The sequence below is a fragment of the Halomicrobium sp. IBSBa genome (genome assembly GCF_017612575.1).
Taxonomy (GTDB): Archaea; Halobacteriota; Halobacteria; order Halobacteriales; family Haloarculaceae; genus Halomicrobium.
On record NZ_JADPQC010000006.1, the window covers coordinates 20,951 to 40,928 of the forward strand.

The window sequence follows — 19,978 nt, forward strand, 5'->3', positions numbered from 1 at the left end:
AGCGACCGCATCGGTGTTCTCTAGCGTGACTCTCCGGTGGCGTGTTCGCGACCGATCGCGCCTGCAAGCGCCAACAGGTAGCCCAGTCCGTACTGGACATCCGGATCGCGCAGCCCGCGAAGCAATCCGAGGAGACCGACGCGTTCAGCCGGTTCTCGTTCCGCGCTACCGACACTCTCCAGTAGCGTCTCGATTCCGTCACGAGTATCGTCGTCAGCGGCCGTCTGTGCGACCTCGCCGAGCCCGGTGCCGGTGGCGGCCAGCGATCTGACCATCTCGTCGTCGAGCGCCGCGGTCGCCAGCGATCCGACCTCCGCCAGTTCCGCCAGTTCGTCGAGCGTTCCGCTCTCTTGCAGCGCGAGCAGGGTTTCGAGCGCGTCCTGTAGCTCGTCGCCGTTGTCGCCGACGGTCTCGGCCAGCGCGACGGTCTCGTCGGTCGCGAGCCCGTCTGCGGACTCGACGAGCGTCGATCCCGTCGACGAGAGCTCCCGTACCATCTCGTCGTCGAGGGCGCTCTCACCGAGCGAGAGCACGTCGAGCAGTTCGTTGACGGCGTCGAGACGTGCCACGAACTCGGCGACTGCCTCTGGATTTTCCTCGATCGCTGCTTCGAGCTCGGGTTGCTCAGCAGCGCGCTCTCCGGACATCGTCAGAGCAACCCCCGTGCGGTGAGCCAGTACGCCTCGTTGTACGCTAGCTTCGACCAGTGGAGCTTCTCCGACGGCGGTGCGGGCGCGGGCGGCGTCTCGTAGTCGAACTCGACGAACGACGCCGCGTCCATCCCCGTTTCGATGAAACACAGCGTCTTGCCGTCGTAGGTCGCCGTCGCCGGCCGACCGCGGGTCTCGCTTGCGAGGCGCTGGCCGACGACGCCGGCCTGGTAGTGGGCGACGCTGCCCGCGTTCGGGACGCCGGTGTCGGCGGTGTCGCCGAGCGCGTAGACGTTCTCGGCGGCCTCGGCTTCCAGCGTGTGCTTGTCGACATCGACCCAGCCGTCGTCGCCCAGCCCCGCCTCCTCGATGAGGTCGACGCCGCCGTGGGGCGGAATCGTCACGAGGAGGTCGTAGTCGAGTTCGGTCCCCTCCATGGACGTGATCGTCTCCGCCTCCGGGTCGACCGACTCGGCGTTGAAGAACGTCTCGACGTCGATGTCCCGTTCTTCCATGATCGGACGTGCCCACTCGGCGATGTGGGGATTGCCGTGGACGCGCTGGATCGGATACGTGTACGTGATCTCGACATCCTCGCGGAGGCCTCGCTCCCGGAGCCAGTCGTCGGCCATGAAGACGAACTCCAGCGGTGCCGCCGGGCACATGTGGGGCGTCCCGATGACGCTCAACACGAGCCTGCCCTCGGTCAGCGACAGCAGTTCGTCGCGCAGATCGACCGCGCCGGACTCGCTGTAGTAGTCGTGGCCGCCGTCGACGAGGCCCGGAATCTCCTCCGGTACGAGCGTCGATCCCGTCGCGAGGACGAGGTGGTCGTACTCGATGGTGTCGTCGCCTTCCATGCTCTCCAGGCGCTCGGCGTCGGTGTCGATCTCGGTCACGCGATCGATCCGGATGTCGACCCGGTCGTCCACGAGGTCTTCGAGCGGCCGCCGGCCGTCGTCGGGCTCGCGCTGGCCGAATGGGACGTACAGCCAGACCGGCTTGTAGACGTGGTCGGCGTCGTCGTTGATCAGTGTGATCCGCACGTCTCCAGCGTCGAGTTCGGGTTCGAGGCGGTCGGCGAGATCGTTCGCGAGGACGGACCCACCGGTCCCGCCGCCGACGATGACGACGTGCTCGGTCATGCTTTCTCCACGTAGAACTCGTGGTAGTCGTCCAGTTCTTCGACGGCGCGCAGTTCGTTGCCGGCTTCCTCGGCCCACTCGGGAACGTCGGACAGTGACTGCTCGTTGTCGCTCAGCAGGCGGATCACCTCGCCGGAGTCGGCGCTCCGAATGGCTCCGATGAGGTCCATCAGTGGGCCGGGGCAGGCTGCGCCCCTGGCGTCGACGGTTTCGTCGGGTTCGATGTCGGTCATAGATCGCTCACAGGTATTCGTTGGGTCTCGACCGTATTAGTATTGCACACCAATTCCAAGACTCTGGGAATCCAGAGTTCGGACGGACCCATCATGAGGAAGTCCGGCGACAGCGTGAACGAGCTGTCAACTGTCACTCGTTGGTCTGGGAGTGCCACGTCGCCGGCAGCTGCGTGTAGACGACCGCGTTGTCGACGAGCACGTCGACGGGCACGTACTCGTCGGGCGCGTGGACGGTGTCTGTGCCGAGCGCGAACTCGACGGTCGGAATGCCCGCGTGTCGGAGTTTCTTGGCGTCGCCACCGCCCGTCGCACTCCGTCGAAAGATCCGCGTTTCCGTCACGTCCGCCGCCGTCGACGCGACTGCTTCGACGAGCGGGCTGTCGGGTGCCTCGGCGGTGCCGACGCTCCAGGAGACGTCGGCGATCGTGATACCGTCGCAGCCGGCGACACACTCCCGAATGCCCGCCAGTACGTCGGGCGTGTGGACGCCCGCCGTCAGCCGCACGTCGATCTCGGCGCGGGCGGACTGTGGGACGCTGTTTATCGCGTCACCGCCCTCCAGGACGCCGAGATTGATCGAGGGGTACCAGAACAGTTCCCGAGCGACGCCTTCGCCCATCGAGGGGGCGTAGTACTCGACGGACTCTTCGACGATGGCTGCCACGTCCGGATCGATTTCGAGGCGTTGGGTTCCGAACCGCTCGCGCACGGTCTCGACGGCCTCGTAGAGCCGCTCGATCGCGTTGACGCCGACGACTGGCCGGGAGCCGTGGGCACCCTCGCCCGCTGCTTCGAGCGTCAGCCAGATGCTCCCTCGATCTGCGACCGTGACGGAGTGGCGGCCTTCCGCACAGGTCGGTTCGCCGATCACGCAGGCGTCGGCGTCGAGCATCTCTGCGTCCAGTAGCGCAGGCAGTCCGGCGTCGCCGCCGACTTCCTCGTCGCTCACGAACGCGAACTGGAGGTCGACGGGCGGGGTCGTGTCGGTGGTCACGAACGCCTGTATCGTGAACAGCATCGACGCCACGGCACCCTTCATGTCGGTCGCACCGCGACCGTAGACCCGATCGTCGGCGCGTTCGCCGAGTGGGTCCCGCGTCCACGCGTCGGCGTCGAACGGGACCGTATCGAGGTGGCCGTTGTACAGCAGCGTGCGGTCGGACTCGCCCGGAACTTCGACGAGCAGATTCGGTTTCGCTGGATCGACCGCGAACCGCTCGCTGTCGACCGAAAGCGGGTCGAGGAACCGCTCGATCTCGGCGACGATCTCGCGCGTGTCGCCGGGCGGGTTCGACGTGTCGACCGCGAGCAGATCGAGGGCGATCTCGCTCAGCTCCTCGCGATGTGCCCGAACGAACGTCGCGGGTGTCGTGTCGGTCATGTGTCTGTCTTGGTGTGGTCACCACAAAAACCGGCTAGTCGGCTGTCGACGTCTGCTGACGACGTGTCACGCGCAGCGACGACAGCGCCGTATAGATGATCGCCACGGCGACGACGACCGCCGCGCCGACGACGAGCACCAGTCCGAGCAGTTCGAGCGTCGGGCTCCCGACGTAGGACCCGATCTCGCCGACGCCGACGGCAACGGCACCGACCAGCAACATGCCGCCGAAGTAGATCTTGATGCCGTCGGCGTCGACGACGGCGGTCGCCGCCGAACCGATACGCGCACCGAGTGCGCTCCCGAACAGCAGCGGTGCGACGATACCGAGGTCGACGCCGCCACCCTGTCCGTAGAGGTAACTCCCGAGACCGCCGGAGAAGACGATCTCGAAGAGGTCCGTCCCGACGGCGACGGGCACGGGAACACCGATCGCGTAGATCATCGCCGGCATCCGGATGAACCCGCCACCGACGCCGAGAAAGCCCGACAGGAGACCGGTCGCGAAGGCGACGGCCGTGATGACCCACACGGACACGCGGATGTCGCCTCGGAGCGTCACCATCGGCGGAATCCGAACGGTTCGTTGAATCGTTTTGGCGACGTCGGGGATCTCGTACTCGTCGAGGTCCTTGTCAGTAGCCTCGTGATCGATGCTATCCCCGCCGTCGCCGCCCAGGGCGTCACGGGTCACCATCGCCCCGACGCCGCCAAGCAAGACGACGTACGCGACGCTGATGATCCCACCAGCCAGTCCCAGCGATTCGAGGTAGTAGACGCTGGCGCGCCCGGCCTCGATACCGATGGTCGTGCCGGTAATCATGATCACGCCCAGCTTGTAGTCGACCTGTCCGAGGTCGTGGTGCTTCAGGGTCGCGATGACGGCCGTCCCGAAGACGAACGCCATCCCGCTCCCGACTGCGACGGGGGCAGGGTAATCGAGCATCAGCAGGGCGGGGGTGACGAGGAACGACCCGCCCATGCCGAAGAATCCGAACAGGACGCCCACGACGAGGCCGAATCCGACGAACAGCGCGAGCATTTCGGGGCTCGTCCCCAGGATCCCGGACCCGCCGAGCAGGCTATCGAGCATTCGTCTCACCTCCGACCAGGAGTTCCATCAGATGGGGACCAAAGAGTCGTTCGAGACTCCCATAGCCCACGTACAGCACGATCGCCTCCAAGAGGATCGTGCCGATGAGCACTGCCGTTTCGGGGTCCCACGTGGGTATCTCTAGTCCAGCCATCGATTCTCCCTCTGACGTCCGACCGCGGAAATTCGTTGTCGGCACATTTCTGCTCACCTCTCTCTATCCGGTTCGTCCCTATAACGGTTTTGGGAATACTATACAATACTATATTCGAGTAACCTTCGCTGGAGTACCGATAACGTATAGAGAACGTATCCCCCTCTCGGCGGCGTTCCAAGCGCAACTCGTCGCCTGGACTGTGGCTGTCGCTGTCACACGTTGGAGTGCTCGACCGAGAGCTATCGTAACAATTGAAACGATTGACACACCGATCGCACTGCTGTCGTGCGATCGGGTATGCATTGACTTTCAATGGCTACTATACTGGGGTGTCTGTCACCGAGGGATATTGTGTCGGCCCTGCTACAGCAGCAGGTCCGCGGCGGCGTACGCGAGCACGAACGAGAGGCCGAACGACCCTGCCCACGCTCCCACAGTCACGAGTATCTTCCGTGCGTCGACCGCGTCGCGTCCGCCGACGGCGGCACCGCTTCCGATGATGGCGCTGACGACGATCTCGTTGAACGACACCGGAACGCCCAGCAGGACGGCCAGTTGTGCGATCAGGAACGACGGCACGAGTGCCGAAATGGAGCGTCGCGGTCCCAGCGAGGAGTAGTCCCGTGCTAGCGACTTGATCATTCGAGGCGCGCCCGTCCACGACCCGGCGAGCATCCCCAGCCCGCCGCCGACGAGCACGGTCATCGTCGACACCATCCCGATCTCGTTGAGCAGCGGCAGCAACGGCCCGACGGCGAGGCCGACCTGGCTCCCGCCCGCCGAGAAGGCGACGAGTGAGCCCAGCGCGAGCAGTACGCGCCGCAGGCCGCCGCGTTCGTCACGGCGAATGTCCCACCGGACGACGGCGGCGACGGCCAGCGCGGCGGCGCCGGTCACGACGAGCCCCGACGCGAGACCGTCCACCGCCAACACGCGTTGCCCGAGCCCGCGGACAGTTCCCGACGCGCTCCCTTCACCGAGAAAGCTGAACTGCACGTTCACGAGGACGGTCCCGACAAGGCCGGCAAGGACGGGAATACTGTACCGTTCGGGGACATCGGAACGCGGAAGCAGGCTTGCGATGACGAACGCGATGCCGCCGCCGACGACGGGCGTCAACACCCAGACGGCGGCGATCTGCTGGTACTTCGCCCAGACCGGCGTCCCGCCCAGCGCGAGGCCGACGCCGATGACGGCACCCGTCACGGTGAACGCGGTCGCGATCGGATACCCCGTCGTGATCCCGACCGCCATCAGCCCCGCGCCCAGCACGAGCACGAGGATGACGCCGGCGACGGGCAGACTGCTGCCGCCCACGAGACCGCTCCCGACCGCTTCCGAGACGCTCCCGCCCTGTGTGACCGCTCCTGCGAATCCGAAGATGCCGACCAGAAAGGCGGCCCGCATCGTCCCGATGGCGTTCGCGCCGACAGCCGGTGCGAAAGGGGTCGCGCCGCTCGATCCGGCACCGATGACCCACGCCATGAACAGGCTGGCGAGCGCTGCACCGACGAAGAGAGCGATGAGGGCGGGATCCATGGAACTGGTCAGTCCGCGCCCGTTACGGCGGTGTCACGTGCCTGGCTGCGGCTCCGCCAGTAGCCCTGAGCGTATGCGCCCAGGAACATCCCGGCCAGCGCCCAGAGGATCGTGATGTTGCCGACGCCCAGGCTCGCGTACGCGGCGCCCGGACAGATGCCCGAAAGCCCCCAGCCGACGCCGAAGACGGCGCCGCCGACCAGAACGTTCCGGTCGAACGGCTTCAGACGCCGCCCGTAGGGGTCGCCCGTGAGCGGTGCCGCGTCCCGAATCCGAGGCATCACTGCGAACGCGATCCCGGAGACGATAGCGGCCCCGAACATCACGAACGGCAGCCCGAGATCCTCGAACTGGAGGAAGTTCAGCACGACCTCCGGCCGCGCCATCTGACTGAACCCGAGCCCGAAGCCGAACACGATGCCGCCGACGAAGATCAGCGGCTTGAACAGCGGGTGGCGGTCGTCGCTCACGTGTCGCTCCCTCCGTTCGCTCCCGTTCGCGTCTGTCGAGGCCTCTCGCAGGTCGGCCTCGCTGCCCACGTGTCGCTCCCTCCGTTCGCTCCCGTTCGCGCATTCCGAGACCCTCGCTGCTCACGGCTCACAGTCGTTCGCCGTTCGCTCTTCGAGGTGCTCACTATGTTCGCACCTCGCACCGCTCGCGTCTCGCGCGTCACGGGCTCACCCCCAGCGCGGCGACGACCTGGGCGGTCCCGATGGCGACGGTCAGAAACGTCACCACGCCGACTAGCGACGTCTTCGACGCGGAGCCGACGCCGCAGACGCCGTGCCCGGACGTACAGCCCTTGCCGATTCGGGTACCGATTCCGACGAGGATGCCGCCGAGGAACAGCCGCCACGGCTGCACCTCTGTCATCCAGAGCGTCACCCCGGCGACCTCGTACAGCTGGCCGGTCGTCCCGGGTTCGTACAGCGAACTCGTGACCAGCCCGGACTGGACGGTCGCCGCGAACGCCAGCCCGCCGAGGATGATGCCGGCCGTGAACACGAGTCGCCAGTCACGCGAGCCGACGTACTGCTGGAACCGCGACTGGTCGGAGACGTACGACAGCGTCGACTCCAGGAACGTACTCGCCCCGGCTGGGATACCCGTCCCGATGTAAATCAGAACGGTGCCGAGCCCGACGAGCAGTCCGCCGACGGCGTAGCGGCTGATCCCGTTGGGAAACAGCTCGGCGGTCACCTGAAGCGCGAGTGGATCAGTCACCATCGCCCGCCTCAGTCATCCGCCAGCGAGCCCTGGCTGGCGGCGCAGTTGTTCGGGCCGAGTTCGAGCGTGAACGCCTCCTCGTCGTCGACGGTGTTCTGGCCGAGGTTCGTCGCGATGATCTCCTCGTAGTTGGCCGGCCGCGGCGGCATGTCCGAGAGGATCAGGTCGACGAAGTCGTCCTCGTCCATCGTGAGCGCGTCCATCTCGGCGACGAGCTCGCCGATGGGCGCGGTGTAGGTGCCGTCGTCGGCGGGCTCGGCGGCGTCGCTGAAGTGGGCACCACCGACGAGCGTGTCGTCGGGCAGCGCCAGCACGCGCTCCTGCAGGGATTCGTAGAGCATGCGCGCGGCGTCGGGCGCGCCGTCGTCGCCCTCTTCGAGATCGGGGCGGGCGACACTCTCGACGAACAGCCCGTCGCCGGTCGCGAGCAGGCTGTCGTCGATCAGATACGAGGTCATCCCGGTCGTGTGGCCGGGCGTGTAGACGGCCTCGATGGTGGCATCGCCGACCTGGAAGGTGTCGCCGTCCGCGGCCGTGGTCAGCTCGTCTGCGTCCTGTCGAGCCTGCGAGGCAGGGCTCGCGGAACTCCCGTCCGCGGCGTACGTGACACCGCGGTCGACGGCGGCCTCGGGGATGACGCCCTCGACGCCCTCGTCGTCGAGGTCGCGCACGCCCGAGATGTGGTCGGCGTGGATGTGGGTGTCCAGCGCGTACTGCAGATCGACGCCGAGTTCCGCGGCGTCCTGCCGAGCCTGCGAGGCAGGGCTCGTGGAACTGAGTTCCGCGGCGTCCGCGAGGTAGCGGTCGGTGAACGCCCGCAGCGGGTCGATAATCGCGGCTTCACCGTCGTCGTAGAGGAGGTAGCCGAGACAGCCCGAGGAGGGGCGCTGGTACTGCAGGAGCGTGCCCGCGCCGTCGTAGCGTTCGACCTCGACGACCTCGTAGATGCTCGCCCAGCCGTTCATCCCGTCTTCGAGGTGGTCCACGTCGTAGCCCTGTTCGACGAGCGTGCCCGCGACGTACTCGCTGGCACCGCCCTTCGCACAGAGGACCGTCAGCTCGCGGTCGTCGGGAATTTCGGCGAGCACGCTCTCGTCGATCTCGTCGTCGAGGAACTCGAAGTACGGGACGTTGATCGACGTGACGTTCTCGCCGTCGATCCGCCACTCTTCGTAGTCCGATTGCATGCGCGCGTCGAGGAGCGTGACGTCCTCGCCGGCGTCGATTCGGTCCTTCAGTGTCTTCGGTGCGACGCTCGAAACGTCTGCGTCCGGGGTCGGAAAGTCTTCGGCATTCATGTCGTACACCCTCAGCTATCGGGTCGATGCACAAAAGGGTTTGCAAAGAAATTCACTAACTGCACAATACAACATCCCGGGAAGGAGAGCAAAGAGCTGCTGAAAGCCATTTAACGGTATTTTGTGGGCGTCCATATCTATATTCGACCACATAGACTGTTGCAGTACACACAATAACCAACATTCTTTTAACCCCGAAGGCGGTATTGTGCGATAGCTCCAATACGAATCAACGGAGCAGATACACTATGAGTGCTGAATTCGACATCGCAGAGACGCTCGACGTGAAAGGTGCATCGTGTCCCATGCCAGTGGTGAAAACGAAGTCCGCTATCGACGACCTCTCCGAGGGTGAGGTTCTCGAAGTGCTGGCGACGGACTCCGGCAGTATGAGCGACATCGACGGCTGGGCCTCCGGAACCGAGGGCGTCGAACTCCTCGACCAGGCGGAAGGCGACGACGTGTACAAACACTACGTCCGCAAGACGGAGTGACGATGAGCACGGACACGCCAGACGCGCCCGGCGACGAGACGCCCTCTCGCGCGGAACTCGCCGCGCGCGTCGACGAACTGGAAGACGCGCTCGCCGAGGCCACCAGCGAGGACGACGGCAAGAAGATGAGCATCATCGCCACCAAGGGGACCCTGGACATGGCGTACCCGCCGCTCATCCTCGCCAGCACTGCCGCCGCCTTCGGCTACGAGGTGACGGTCTTTCACACGTTCTGGGGGCTGGAGATCCTCCACGAGGAGCGCTCGAAGGACCTCAAGCTCAGCTCTGTGGGCAACCCCAACATGCCGGTCCCGAACGCCGTCGCCGCGCTCCCCGGAATGGACCGCGTCACGACGAAGATGATGGAGAAGAAGATCGCGGACAACGACACCGCCACCATCGAGGAACTCGTCGAGACGAGCCTCGACATGGGCGTGGAGTTCCAGGCCTGTCAGATGACGATCGAGCTGATGGACTACGACGAATCGGAGTTCTACGACGGCGTCACGACCGGCGTCGGCGCTGCGACGGCGCTACAGGACATGGCCGATGCCGACATCCAGCTTCTCGTCTGACAGCGCTACTGGTTTAGGCTAACCTAAGGATGGAAACCGTTTTGTAACATTAGGCTGGCCTAAATTGTATGGGTGACGAGGCACATTCCGACGTACCGACTCGGCGCGAATACATGAAATACGGCAGTGCAGTCGTTGCTGGTGGCCTACTCGCCGGCTGTAGTGAGCAGTCCGGTTCTGACGCGACCCCGGCACAGTCGAGCACTCCGACGATGTCGACGCCGACGAAAACGTCGACGCCGGAGGACGAGAGCTACTCTGTCACGATGGAACCGGTCGGCACGCTCGAATTCGACGCTGTCCCGGAGCGAGTCGCACCGTTTACCGCCGATTACATCGACATGATGGTGGCGCTTGGTCACGGAGACGCCGCCCAGTCGATCTGGTACCAGGGTCGGTACAAGACACGCCACTACGAGGAACTCGACGGCGTTTCGATCGATCTCGACTCGCTCACGCAGATCTGGAACGACGGGATCTCCAAGGAGACGTTCTACGACATCGACGCGGATCTGCATCTCATGGATCCCTCCGCGCCCACCGACTGGTTCCAGGCCTGGGATCAGCAGGATCTCGAAGAGATCCGAAGCAACGTCGCCCCTTTCCTCGGCAACGTCATCTTCCGCCGGACGGACTCGTGGCACGATTACCGGTACTACTCGCTGTACGAGGCCTTCGAAAAGGTCGCCGAGGTGTTTCGGGAGCGCGATCGGTTCGAAGCGATCCGATCGATGCACGACGAACTGGTCGCGACGGTTCAGTCGCGTCTCCCGTCTCCCGACGAGCGGCCAAACGCCGCGCTCGTCTTTGCCGGCGAAGAGCCCGAAGAGTTCTCGCCGTACCGGCTGTCGGGCAACGGTGCGAACAAGGAGCACTACCACACGCTGGGGCTGTCAGATGCGTTCGCCGGGAGCGGCATCGACGGACTCTCCACGACCGACACAGGGACCATCGACTACGAAACGCTGCTGGAGATCGATCCCGACTCGCTGCTGTTGCGCTATCACAAGCAGGGCAAGAGTCGCGAGGAATTCGAGGCGTCGATCCTCTCGTACATGCAGGACCACCCGGTCGGCAGCCAACTGACCGCCGTTCAGGAAGGGCGGGTGTTCCGTGGCGGCCCGATCTATGCGGGGCCGCTTCACAACCTCTTCATGATCGAGCGCTACGCGACCGGCTACTTCCCAGAGGCGTTCACCGGGGACGAGCTGTTCGATCGACAACGCCTCGCCGACATCATTAACGGCAACGTCTGACCGCTATCCGATTCGGCGCTCACCTCGACCGTGGCCGTCGAGCGCGTGCCCGAGCACGCTGGGTGGTCGGGCTACTCGCGCTGTCTGTCGTCTGGCACAGCGGTTGTGCTGAGAGTGAGGCCGCTCGCAGCAGGCCACGGACCGTAGCGTTTTGTCTCCGGGGTTCAACTGTCAACCATCCATGTCCACGTCAGGTACGCTCGACGTTCGTCGTCGCCACTTCGTCTCGCCCCGCCACGACGCAACGACCTGCGGCTCACTCGCCGGTTGCTGATGGCTCCAGACACGCTTGCGTCTGCCCGAACTCTGTTGGTCGGGACCTCGGAGTGGGTCGACGACGCTGCGACGGCGTTCGACGAGCGGACGACGCTCCTGCGGGCCGACACCGCCGAGGCGGCGCTCACGCTGATCGCCGAGCGGTCGCCTGACTGTCTGGTCACGGCGTACGACCTCCCCGACTCGACCGGGGTCGACCTCCTGCGAGACGTTCGCGACGTGGCCTCGGCGCTCCCGGTCGTCGTCGGCGCGGCCGACGGCAGCGAATCGGCGGCCAGCGACGCGATCGCCGCCGGTGTCGACGACTACGTCGTGATCGACGAAGCGGCCGCGCAGCCGAGCGACGCCCTCCTCGACCGGACGGGAGCGGTGCTGGAAGCGACGCCGGACGGCGACGGTCACGAGCGACGGGCACGCCAGTTCGAGGCGGTGTTCGCGGACGCGCGGACCGCGACGTGGGTGCTCGATCCCGACGGCTCGCTCGTGCGATCGAACCAGACCGCTCGCGAGATCGGCGACGACGCGGCGTCGGCACAGACGGGGGCCCCGTTCTGGACGCTCCCGTGGCTGTCGGGCGACGAACGGACCAGGGCCGACGTGCGACGCCTCGTGGAGCGTGGCATCGATGGGGCTTTCGCCCACGCCGTCGTCACGCTGGCGGCGATCGACGGGCCGTCGCGAGTGTTCGACCTGTCGGTCCGGCCGGTCGAGGACGGCGGCGGTGTCGATTCGATCGTCGTCGAGGCCGTCGACATCACGGACCGGGTCGAACTCGAACGGGACCTTCGCCGATCCGAGGCGCTCCACCGAGTGACGCTGAACAACATGACCGACACCGTCCTCATGACCGACGAGGACGGGGAGTACACGTACGTCTGCCCGAACGTCCACTTCATCTTCGGCTACACGGCCGCGGAGATCCGCGAGCAAAAGCCCATCGAGGAGCTGCTCGGAGCGGACCTCTTCGACCGCGAGGAGCTGGCTCGACGTGGCGTCTGCAAGAACATCGAGTGTACGGCCACGGACAAGGCCGGACGCGAGCACACGCTCCTGGTCAACGTCCGGGAGGTGTCGATCCAGGACGGGACGCTCCTCTACAGCTGTCGGGACATCACCAAACGCAAGCGCCGCGAGGACGCGCTGGCCGCGCTGCACGGGACTGCACGGCGATTCCTCTACGCGGAGACCCACCAGGAGATCGCACAGCGCGTCGTCGACGACGCGCCGGCAGTCCTCGGCGTCGACGCCGTCGCGGTGTACCTGTTCGACGACGCGGCCAACGAACTCCGGCCGGCGGCGTACTCGCCGGCGGCGACAGAGCTACACGGCCCACTCCCGACGGTCGCGGTCGACGACGAGACGCTGCCGGGACACAGCTTCGTCGCGGACGACACGCTGTTTTTCGACGACGTTCACCACGCGGACCGACTGGACAACCGGGCGACGGAGTTTCGCGGGACGAGCTACATCCCGCTGGGTGACCACGGCGTGTTCGTTGCCGCCTCGCCCGAGGTCGGTGCCTTCGACGACGTGACCCGTGAGCTGGCGGACCTGTTCGCCGCGACCACCGAGGCGGCGCTCGATCGCGTGGCCCGCGAGGCACAGCTCCGCGAGCGAGATCGGCAACTCCAGCGCCAGAACGAGCAGCTGTCGGCGCTGAACCGCATCAACGACACGATCCGCGAGATCGGGCGGACGATCGTGCGAGCGGAGACCCGCGAGGAGATCGACCGAGCGGTCTGTGAGCGACTGACCGACGGCGACCGGTTCAGCTTCGCGTGGATCGGCTCCGTCGATCCCGCCAACGAGCGCCTCGAACCGCGGGCCTGGGCCGGCGACGAGCAGGGATACCTGGACTGCCAGTCGTTCGCCGTCGACGCGTCCGACGCCGAGCCGTCCGGCCAGGCCGCGGCGACGGACACCGCGGCTCTGGAGACGAACGTCGCGGCCGGACTGCGAGACGAGCCCTGGCGAACGGAGGCGCTCCGGCGCGATTTCACGTCCGTCCTCAGCGTTCCGCTCGTGTACAACGACCTCAGCCACGGCGTCCTCTCGGTCTACGCCGACTCCAAGGACGCCTTCGACGAGACGGCGCGGGCGGTGCTCGCCGAACTCGGCGAAACGATCGCGTCGGCGCTCAGCGCACTCGAACGGAAGAACGCGCTCCTCACGCCGTCGGTCACCCGCGTCGAGTTTACGGTCGACGATCCGACCTTCCTCCTCTCGCGACTCGCCGACCAGGCGGGGTGTATGGTCGGCTACCAGGGCGGCATCCGACAGACCGAAGCGGGCAGTGCCCTCTTTCTCACCGTCGAGGGCGCGCCGGTCGACGCCGTCGTCGACCACGCCGCCGAGATGGCGTCGGTCGACGAGGTACAGGCGGTCAGCGCCGACGAGAACGGCGGCGTCGTGCGGCTCGTCGTGGCGCGCTTTCTCGCACAGGAGCTGGCCGACCACGGCGCGCTCCTCCGGGAGGCCACCGCCAGTCGAGCGGGCACCGAACTCCGAGTCGACGTGCCAGAGCGCATCACCGTCCGGGAGATCACGGAACTGATCGGCCAGACGGTGTCCAACGTCGAACTCCGTTCCAGACGGAGCGTCGAGCAGCCCACACAGCACGACGTTCGCTCGACCGTCCTCGACGAGATGACCGAGCGGCAACTGGAAGTGGTCCAGACCGCCTACTACAGCGGGTTCTTCGAGTCGCCCCGAGAGACCAACGGCAAGGAACTCGCGGCGATGCTCGACATCTCCCCACCCGCGTTCTACCAGCACGTCAGGGCCGCCCAGCAGAAGCTGTTCACGGCGGTGTTCGAGGCACACGGACTCCTGGAGTCTGGTGGGTTCAATAGTTAACCACGCCCATCGCTACACCCTTCGATGGTGAACCACTGGATACTCCCTAAAACACCTAATACTCCTTAACCGAGTGCCGCCGCTGGCACTCGTGACCCTACATGAGAGATGTCAACCAGGAGCCCGAGGAAGAGACGCCGTACGAGTGCTTCGACTGTGGAACGATCGTCGTCACCGAGGACAACCCGACCGCCTGCCCGGACTGTGGCGGCGAGATACGGAACCGTCTGACACCGATCGAGTGATGGCCTCCGAATCAGTAGCGGCCGACCGCGACGACTCGGAGGCTGAGGTGGACACGGAGTCCGCCGTCGAGACGGCGCGCCGACAGCTCCACCGGGCCGCGGCCCACCTCGATATCGACCCCGCCATCGTCGAGCGGCTCAAACACCCCACGAAGGTCCAGGAAGTCACCGTCCCCATCGAGCGTGACGACGGCTCCGTCGAGGTGTTCACGGGGTATCGAGCCCAGCACGACAGCGTCCGTGGACCCCACAAGGGCGGCCTCCGGTACCACCCAGAGGTGACCAGAGACGAGTGTGTCGGCCTCGGGATGTGGATGACCTGGAAGTGCGCGGTCATGGACATCCCCTTCGGCGGGGCGAAAGGCGGGATCGCAGTCGACCCCAAGCGACTCAGCCCGTCCGAGAAAGAGCGCCTCACGCGTCGGTTCGCCGAGGAGATCCGCGACAGCATCGGCCCGAACAGAGACATTCCGGCCCCGGACATGGGCACCGATCCCCAGACGATGGCCTGGCTCATGGACGCCTACTCGATGCAGGAAGGCGAGACGGTGCCCGGCGTCGTGACGGGGAAACCGCCGGCCGTCGGCGGGAGCCACGGCCGCGACGAGGCCCCCGGCCGGAGCGTCGCGATCGTCACCCGCGAGGCCGTCGAGTACTACGAGATGGACCTCTCGACGACCACGGTCGCGATCCAGGGATACGGCAGCGTCGGCGCGAACGCCGCCCGACTCCTCGACGACTGGGGCGCGACGGTCGTCGCCGTCAGCGACGTCAACGGCGCGATCTACGATCCGGACGGCCTCGACACGCACTCGATTCCCAGCCACGACGAGGTGCCAGAGGCGGTGACACGCCAGTCGGTCCCCCACACGATCACCAACGAGGAACTCCTCGAACTCGACGTCGACGTGCTCGTTCCGGCCGCGCTCGGCAACGTCCTGACGGCCGAGAACGCCGCCGACGTGCGGGCCGACCTCGTCGTCGAGGGTGCCAACGGACCGACGACCAGCGCCGCAGACGAGATCTTCGCCGACCGTTCGCTCCCCGTGATCCCCGACATCCTCGCGAACGCGGGCGGCGTCACGGTGTCGTACTTCGAGTGGCTCCAGGACATCAACCGCCGCTCCTGGTCCAGAGAGCGCGTCAACGACGAACTCGAAAGCGAGATGCTCGCCGCGTGGCGCGACGTTCGCGACGCGTTCGACGAGCGAGGGATTCGGTGGCGCGACGCCGCTTACACCGTCGCCCTGGAGCGCATCGCAGCGGCCCACGAGGCCAGGGGACTCTGGCCCTGAGCTGTTTACTCTGGTCCTGAGCTGTTTACTCCGCCCTGCTCCCGCCGGGGACGACGAGCGTGACGACGCTCCCCCGTGGCTCGGCGTCGTCGAACTGGAGCGTGCCGTCGACGGCGGTCACGATTCGTTTGACCAGCCAGAGCCCCATCCCGCTGCTGTGTAACAGCGGCTCGATGCTGCTGTCCTCGGTGATGACCTCCCGTTCCCGGGCCGGGATTCCCGGCCCGTCGTCCGTGACGGTGATCTCCACCGACCCGGCGGTCTGGCGGCCGACCACCGACACCTCGGGATGATCGCGGTCGGAGTGGACGACGGCGTTCTCGACGAGTTCGCGGATCGCGCGCTCGATCTCGCCGGCCGTCGTCAACTGGAGACCGTCGTCGACGTCGACGGCGATCTCGGCGTCTGCGTGCTCTGCCTCTAGCTCGGCGACCAGATCCGTCACGATCTGCGTCAGGTCGAGCGTCGCGTGCGTCGGCGGTTCGGTCAACAACTCGACGATCTCGCGTTCCTTGTTCGCCTGCGTGAGCAGCCGCTCGACTGCGTCTTCGATCGGCGCTGCGAGTTCTGCGACCTCTTTCGAGGCACGAGCGTCGATGATCTCTGCCCGTCCGCGGATGACGTTCAGCGCGTTGTGCAGATTGTGCCTGAGCAGTCGATCCAGCGAAGCGAGCTGTTGTTCGCGCTCGACCTGTTCGGTCACGTCTCGCATCGTGGCGACCAGCCCCTGGATCGTCCCGCTCTCGTCGGTCAGCGGCGTGTACTGGACGTTGAACGTGTGGTCGGATCTGCCCGATCGCGTTCGTGTCGCGCGAAACTGGACCGTCTCGCCCTCGAAGCCCCGATCGAGGTAGGGCTCGACGGCCTCGAACTGTTCGGGTGCCAGGAGGTCGATCAGTCGCGTCTCAGTGACCGATTCCGGGTCCATTCCGTGGAACTGGCGATAGGACTCGTTGGCAAAGAGAAACTGGTAGTCGTGATCGACGGCGGCGATCAGCTCACTCGCACCCTCGATCGCGTGCTCGTACTGCCGGAGCTGTGACTCCCGTCGGCGCTGTTCCGTCGTGTCGTTTTGAATCGCGACGTACGACACCACCTCGCCGTCGTCGTCGGTCAGGGGAGCGATCGTCTGGTGGGCGTAGTACAGCGCCCCCGACTGCCGGCGATCACGGATCTCCTCTTCCCACACGTCGCCGCTCGTGATGGTCGACCACAGGTCCTCGTAGTACTCCTCGGACATCGTGCCAGAGGAGAGAACTGCGGGCGTCTTCCCGAGCACGTCGTCGCTATCGTAGCCCGTCATCTCCTCGAATGCGGGGTTGACGTAGGTGATCGTGCCGTCCGGGTCGGTCATGTAGATGGCGTGTCCGGCCGCCTCGACGGCGCGGCGAAACTGTCGGAGCATCTGCTCGTCGGCTCTCCGGTCGTCGATATCCCGCACCACCAGCACGGTCGCCGGGCCGTCGCTCCAGCGGACTCGCGTCGCGGTGACTTCGACCGACAGCTCTCGGTCCTCGCTGGTCGTCAGGGTCGTTTCGAACTGCTCGACTGGCTGGTCGCCAGACTGTACGGTAGCTAGCGACGCGGCGAGGTCTCGTCCGTCGGGCGGCGACAGCCACGACTCGATGGGATGGCCGGCGGCTTGAGTTCGGTCGTCGAGGGCCAGCAGATCGAGGCCGGTCGCGTTGACGTACTCGCAGTGACCGTCGCGAACGACGGTGATCATGTCGTTTGCAGCGTCTAACAACGTAGTTGCTCGCGTCTCTGGATCGAACAGGTCCTGTCGGCTGCGGTGGTAGTCGACCGCGTCGACGACGAGCGTCGCCAGCCGATCCCACTGGTCGTCGTGACGCCCTTTGATGAGATACTCCGTCACGTCGGCGGAGATCGCGTGGCTGGCGATCTCTTCGTTCCCTTCGCTGGTGAACAGCACCAACGGGAGCATCGGTGCCTGCGTCCGGACCGCTTCGAGAAACGCGAGCCCGTCCGTGTCGGGCAGATCGTGGTCGCTGACGATACAGTCAACACCGCTGTCGCCAGCGAGTCGTTCGATCGCCTCCCCGACGGTCTCCACCGTGGTGACGGTGAGGTGGTCGTGATCGCCGAGGTGGCGCTCACAGGAACTCGCGAACGAGGGGTCTGCCGTCACCGCGAGCACGCGCACGCGCTCACTCCTGTGGGAGGTCATACTCGACCGGAGTGGATTGACGGAGATATGTCTTTCACGACGGGCCGAATATGTTCCCAGCCACGGTCACGGGAATCTCGACGGTGTCGCCGACGGCCGCGTCGTGCGGTGATTCGTCCCCCGACGTGGCGACGTGCTGGACTGCCAGCAACGTCACTCTGCGAGTCGCTCCGCCGTCTCGCTGATCTCGTGGATCGTCTTCGTCTGCTCTTCGTTGGCGGCTGCCACGGCTTCTACCTCGTCTGCGACCTGGTCGGCCTGATCGACGAGTTCGTCGACCATGCCCGCCACCGCCTCCGCAGAGGCGGCCTGATCGTCGGTCGCGTCCGAAACTTCGTGGATCCCACGAGAGGCCTCGGCCACGACGTCGACGATCTCCTGGAGGGTCTCCGTCGCCGATTCGACCCGCTCGATCCCCCGGTCGACGTCGCGCGCGGTCGCTTCGAGACTGGCGACCGCGTTCTCGGTGTCGGCCTGGATCTCCTCGACCATCTCTTCGATCTCGCTTGCGTGTGTGCGAGACTCCTCTGCGAGGCTCTTGACCTCGTCTGCGACGACGGCGAAGCCGTCGCCGGCCTCGCCGGCACGGGCGGCCTCGATGGAGGCGTTCAGCGCCAGCATGTTCGTCTGATCGGAGATGTCGTTGATCATGTCCACGATCTCGTCGATCTCTGCGACGCGCTCTTCCAGCCGGTCCACGTCGCTGACGACGTCTCCGGACGACGCCTGAACTCGCTCCATCGCCTCGATCGCGTCGGCGGCGGCGGTCCGCCCGTCCTCGGCGAGTCGCTCGGCACGCTCGCTCGTGGCCGCCACCTCGTCGGCCGTCGAGGCGATCTCTTCGACGGTCGCGCTGACGTTGCTGACCTCGCCTCCGACGGTTTCGGTCGTCTCTGCCTGTTCGCGAGCGATGTCGCTGATCTCGTCTGTGCTGGTGGCCACGTCCTCGGCGGAGTCTCGGAGCGTCCGGATCGGATCTGCGAGGTCCTGCTCGATCTCCGCCATGAGCTGCTCGCGCTCTTCGATCGACTGTTCGAGTTCCTGACTGTATGAGTGGATGTACGTGTCGGCGACGACCTGCATGTCGAGGTTGATAATTCGCAGGACTGCGAGGATCTCTTCGAGGCCGCGATCCAGTTCTTCGCCGACGATCTCCCCGACTGACTCTCGGGTACCTGTCTCGACCGCCTGAGGACCGCCGTCGCCCGCGAGTGTCGCCGTGTCCGTCAGGCGGTCGACGAGCCGTTCCTCGATCCGGTCGAACAAGAGCGGGAAGATGAGGTCGTAGTAGACGCCGTACTGACCGATGTAGTGTTTCATCGGCATCTCGAGCAGATCGTGGATCTTGCCGATCCGCGCCCGGTCGCGGAAGTAGTCCATTCCGTACTCACCGCTCGCGAGGGTCACGAGATACGCGGACTGGGTCTCTTTGAGCTGCTGGAGAGACTTGTCCGACCGACCGATCACGTCGCTGGTCTGCTGGTGGTCGGTCAGGTTGTCGTAGAAGCCGTCTGCGATCTCGTCGGTGTGGGCTCGAAAGAGCTCTTCGAGTTCCGAGAGGTGCTGTTCGTCGGTCTCGTCGAAGCCGACGAACTCCTTTCGCCACTCGATCTCCGACTCGTCGATGCCACACGCGGCGACGAGCGAGTCGACGTCGAGGAGGGCGTTGAGGCCGCCGTCTCCGAAGGTGTTCGACCAATCTTTCATACCCCGAGAGAAAAAACGCCCGGAAGTAAGCTTATCCCTCCGTTCCCAGCAGTGATAATTCCAGCGCCACGTGAGAAATACGAGGGCACCACCAGCCAAAATCCGCCACCGCAGGGAGTTGTCGAGGGACAACCCCTGATTTAATTAGCGGTGTGGCGTACCGGAGCCCATGGCACGGATTCCGCTCTCGTGGCTGCCGCTGGTGGGACTGCTCACGATCCCGTCGGCGCTCGCGTTCGTGATCTGGCTAGAGCCCGTCGCGGTGCTCGCCGTCCTCAACACCGTCCTGATCGTGGCGGCCGTCCGCATCATGTTCGATTCGGCGGACGAACGGCGGCTGCCCGGCGGCCTCGCCTGACG

General features: G+C 65.9%; 19 protein-coding genes. 7 read left to right on the forward strand and 12 right to left on the reverse strand.

Features of this window, described 5'->3' with window-relative positions:
• Nucleotides 1–20: 20 nt before the first annotated feature.
• From IL252_RS14005 to IL252_RS14050, 10 genes are all read right to left on the reverse strand, one after another.
• Nucleotides 21–647: a DUF1641 domain-containing protein gene (locus IL252_RS14005; protein ID WP_208628500.1), complete on the reverse strand. Its 627-nt coding sequence runs from the start codon at nt 645–647 to the stop codon at nt 21–23.
• Nucleotides 648–649: 2 nt separating this feature from the next.
• Nucleotides 650–1,795 (reverse strand): NAD(P)/FAD-dependent oxidoreductase, encoded by a 1,146-nt coding sequence (locus tag IL252_RS14010; protein ID WP_208628501.1) that lies wholly within the window; start codon nt 1,793–1,795, stop codon nt 650–652.
• Nucleotides 1,792–2,028 (reverse strand): sulfurtransferase TusA family protein, encoded by a 237-nt coding sequence (locus IL252_RS14015; protein WP_208628502.1) that lies wholly within the window; start codon nt 2,026–2,028, stop codon nt 1,792–1,794. Before IL252_RS14015 ends, IL252_RS14010 begins: the two co-directional genes overlap by 4 nt.
• 133 nt (nt 2,029–2,161) lie before the next feature.
• A complete protein-coding gene (locus tag IL252_RS14020) occupies nt 2,162–3,412 on the reverse strand; it encodes a M20 family metallopeptidase (protein WP_208628503.1) in 1,251 nt (416 codons plus the stop codon).
• 34 nt (nt 3,413–3,446) lie between these two features.
• Nucleotides 3,447–4,505 carry a sulfite exporter TauE/SafE family protein gene (locus tag IL252_RS14025; RefSeq protein ID WP_208628504.1) on the reverse strand — a complete coding sequence of 353 codons (1,059 nt, stop codon included), beginning with the start codon at nt 4,503–4,505 and terminating at the stop codon, nt 3,447–3,449.
• A complete protein-coding gene (locus IL252_RS14030; RefSeq protein WP_208628505.1) occupies nt 4,495–4,659 on the reverse strand; it encodes a hypothetical protein in 165 nt (54 codons plus the stop codon). Before IL252_RS14030 ends, IL252_RS14025 begins: the two co-directional genes overlap by 11 nt.
• Nucleotides 4,660–5,025: 366 nt before the next feature.
• A complete protein-coding gene (locus IL252_RS14035) occupies nt 5,026–6,201 on the reverse strand; it encodes an inorganic phosphate transporter (protein ID WP_208628506.1) in 1,176 nt (391 codons plus the stop codon).
• Nucleotides 6,202–6,209: 8 nt separating this feature from the next.
• Nucleotides 6,210–6,671, reverse strand: coding sequence for a YeeE/YedE family protein (locus IL252_RS14040; protein ID WP_208628626.1), 462 nt, complete (start codon nt 6,669–6,671; stop codon nt 6,210–6,212).
• 199 nt (nt 6,672–6,870) lie between these two features.
• Nucleotides 6,871–7,428, reverse strand: a complete 558-nt coding sequence (locus IL252_RS14045; protein ID WP_208628507.1) for a YeeE/YedE family protein — start codon at nt 7,426–7,428, stop codon at nt 6,871–6,873.
• An 8-nt stretch (nt 7,429–7,436) separates the two neighbouring features.
• Nucleotides 7,437–8,726: an MBL fold metallo-hydrolase gene (locus tag IL252_RS14050; RefSeq protein WP_208628508.1), complete on the reverse strand. Its 1,290-nt coding sequence runs from the start codon at nt 8,724–8,726 to the stop codon at nt 7,437–7,439.
• A gap of 248 nt (nt 8,727–8,974) precedes the next feature.
• On the opposite strand from IL252_RS14050, the gene IL252_RS14055 reads away from it, so the two are divergent.
• The 6 genes from IL252_RS14055 to gdhB all read left to right on the forward strand — a co-directional run bounded on the left by IL252_RS14055 (nt 8,975) and on the right by gdhB (nt 15,723).
• Nucleotides 8,975–9,220 carry a sulfurtransferase TusA family protein gene (locus IL252_RS14055; protein WP_208628509.1) on the forward strand — a complete coding sequence of 82 codons (246 nt, stop codon included), beginning with the start codon at nt 8,975–8,977 and terminating at the stop codon, nt 9,218–9,220.
• A 2-nt stretch (nt 9,221–9,222) separates the two neighbouring features.
• Nucleotides 9,223–9,795: a DsrE/DsrF/DrsH-like family protein gene (locus IL252_RS14060; RefSeq protein ID WP_208628510.1), complete on the forward strand. Its 573-nt coding sequence runs from the start codon at nt 9,223–9,225 to the stop codon at nt 9,793–9,795.
• A gap of 68 nt (nt 9,796–9,863) precedes the next feature.
• Nucleotides 9,864–11,051, forward strand: coding sequence for an ABC transporter substrate-binding protein (locus tag IL252_RS14065; protein WP_208628511.1), 1,188 nt, complete (start codon nt 9,864–9,866; stop codon nt 11,049–11,051).
• Between the two features lie 273 nt (nt 11,052–11,324).
• Complete coding sequence (locus IL252_RS14070; protein ID WP_208628512.1) at nt 11,325–14,183, forward strand: bacterio-opsin activator domain-containing protein; 2,859 nt, start codon at nt 11,325–11,327, stop codon at nt 14,181–14,183.
• Between the two features lie 101 nt (nt 14,184–14,284).
• Nucleotides 14,285–14,428: a rubrerythrin-like domain-containing protein gene (locus IL252_RS14075; RefSeq protein WP_208628513.1), complete on the forward strand. Its 144-nt coding sequence runs from the start codon at nt 14,285–14,287 to the stop codon at nt 14,426–14,428.
• Complete coding sequence (gdhB, locus tag IL252_RS14080; RefSeq protein ID WP_208628514.1) at nt 14,428–15,723, forward strand: glutamate dehydrogenase GdhB; 1,296 nt, start codon at nt 14,428–14,430, stop codon at nt 15,721–15,723. Before IL252_RS14075 ends, gdhB begins: the two co-directional genes overlap by 1 nt.
• Before the next feature lie 25 nt (nt 15,724–15,748).
• Here gdhB and IL252_RS14085 read toward each other — a convergent pair whose 3' ends face one another.
• Nucleotides 15,749–17,911, reverse strand: coding sequence for a PAS domain-containing protein (locus IL252_RS14085; RefSeq protein ID WP_208628515.1), 2,163 nt, complete (start codon nt 17,909–17,911; stop codon nt 15,749–15,751).
• Nucleotides 17,912–18,064: 153 nt separating this feature from the next.
• Entirely contained in the window at nt 18,065–19,618 is a 1,554-nt protein-coding gene (locus IL252_RS14090) for a globin-coupled sensor protein (protein WP_208628516.1), read from the reverse strand.
• 169 nt (nt 19,619–19,787) lie between these two features.
• Between IL252_RS14090 and IL252_RS14095 the strand changes: the two genes are divergently transcribed.
• Nucleotides 19,788–19,976: a hypothetical protein gene (locus tag IL252_RS14095; protein WP_170092880.1), complete on the forward strand. Its 189-nt coding sequence runs from the start codon at nt 19,788–19,790 to the stop codon at nt 19,974–19,976.
• Nucleotides 19,977–19,978 lie beyond the last annotated feature (2 nt).

Coding starts and splice junctions, on each gene's coding strand:
- gdhB (WP_208628514.1), top strand. CDS start 14,428: ATGGCCTCCGAATCAGTAGCGGCCGACCGCGACGACTCGGAGGCTGAG.
- IL252_RS14020 (WP_208628503.1), bottom strand. CDS start 3,412: ATGACCGACACGACACCCGCGACGTTCGTTCGGGCACATCGCGAGGAG.
- IL252_RS14045 (WP_208628507.1), bottom strand. CDS start 7,428: ATGGTGACTGATCCACTCGCGCTTCAGGTGACCGCCGAGCTGTTTCCC.
- IL252_RS14025 (WP_208628504.1), bottom strand. CDS start 4,505: ATGCTCGATAGCCTGCTCGGCGGGTCCGGGATCCTGGGGACGAGCCCC.
- IL252_RS14035 (WP_208628506.1), bottom strand. CDS start 6,201: ATGGATCCCGCCCTCATCGCTCTCTTCGTCGGTGCAGCGCTCGCCAGC.
- IL252_RS14085 (WP_208628515.1), bottom strand. CDS start 17,911: ATGACCTCCCACAGGAGTGAGCGCGTGCGCGTGCTCGCGGTGACGGCA.
- IL252_RS14015 (WP_208628502.1), bottom strand. CDS start 2,028: ATGACCGACATCGAACCCGACGAAACCGTCGACGCCAGGGGCGCAGCC.
- IL252_RS14065 (WP_208628511.1), top strand. CDS start 9,864: ATGGGTGACGAGGCACATTCCGACGTACCGACTCGGCGCGAATACATG.
- IL252_RS14055 (WP_208628509.1), top strand. CDS start 8,975: ATGAGTGCTGAATTCGACATCGCAGAGACGCTCGACGTGAAAGGTGCA.
- IL252_RS14095 (WP_170092880.1), top strand. CDS start 19,788: ATGGCACGGATTCCGCTCTCGTGGCTGCCGCTGGTGGGACTGCTCACG.
- IL252_RS14030 (WP_208628505.1), bottom strand. CDS start 4,659: ATGGCTGGACTAGAGATACCCACGTGGGACCCCGAAACGGCAGTGCTC.
- IL252_RS14060 (WP_208628510.1), top strand. CDS start 9,223: ATGAGCACGGACACGCCAGACGCGCCCGGCGACGAGACGCCCTCTCGC.
- IL252_RS14010 (WP_208628501.1), bottom strand. CDS start 1,795: ATGACCGAGCACGTCGTCATCGTCGGCGGCGGGACCGGTGGGTCCGTC.
- IL252_RS14090 (WP_208628516.1), bottom strand. CDS start 19,618: ATGAAAGATTGGTCGAACACCTTCGGAGACGGCGGCCTCAACGCCCTC.
- IL252_RS14050 (WP_208628508.1), bottom strand. CDS start 8,726: ATGAATGCCGAAGACTTTCCGACCCCGGACGCAGACGTTTCGAGCGTC.
- IL252_RS14070 (WP_208628512.1), top strand. CDS start 11,325: ATGGCTCCAGACACGCTTGCGTCTGCCCGAACTCTGTTGGTCGGGACC.
- IL252_RS14075 (WP_208628513.1), top strand. CDS start 14,285: ATGAGAGATGTCAACCAGGAGCCCGAGGAAGAGACGCCGTACGAGTGC.
- IL252_RS14005 (WP_208628500.1), bottom strand. CDS start 647: ATGTCCGGAGAGCGCGCTGCTGAGCAACCCGAGCTCGAAGCAGCGATC.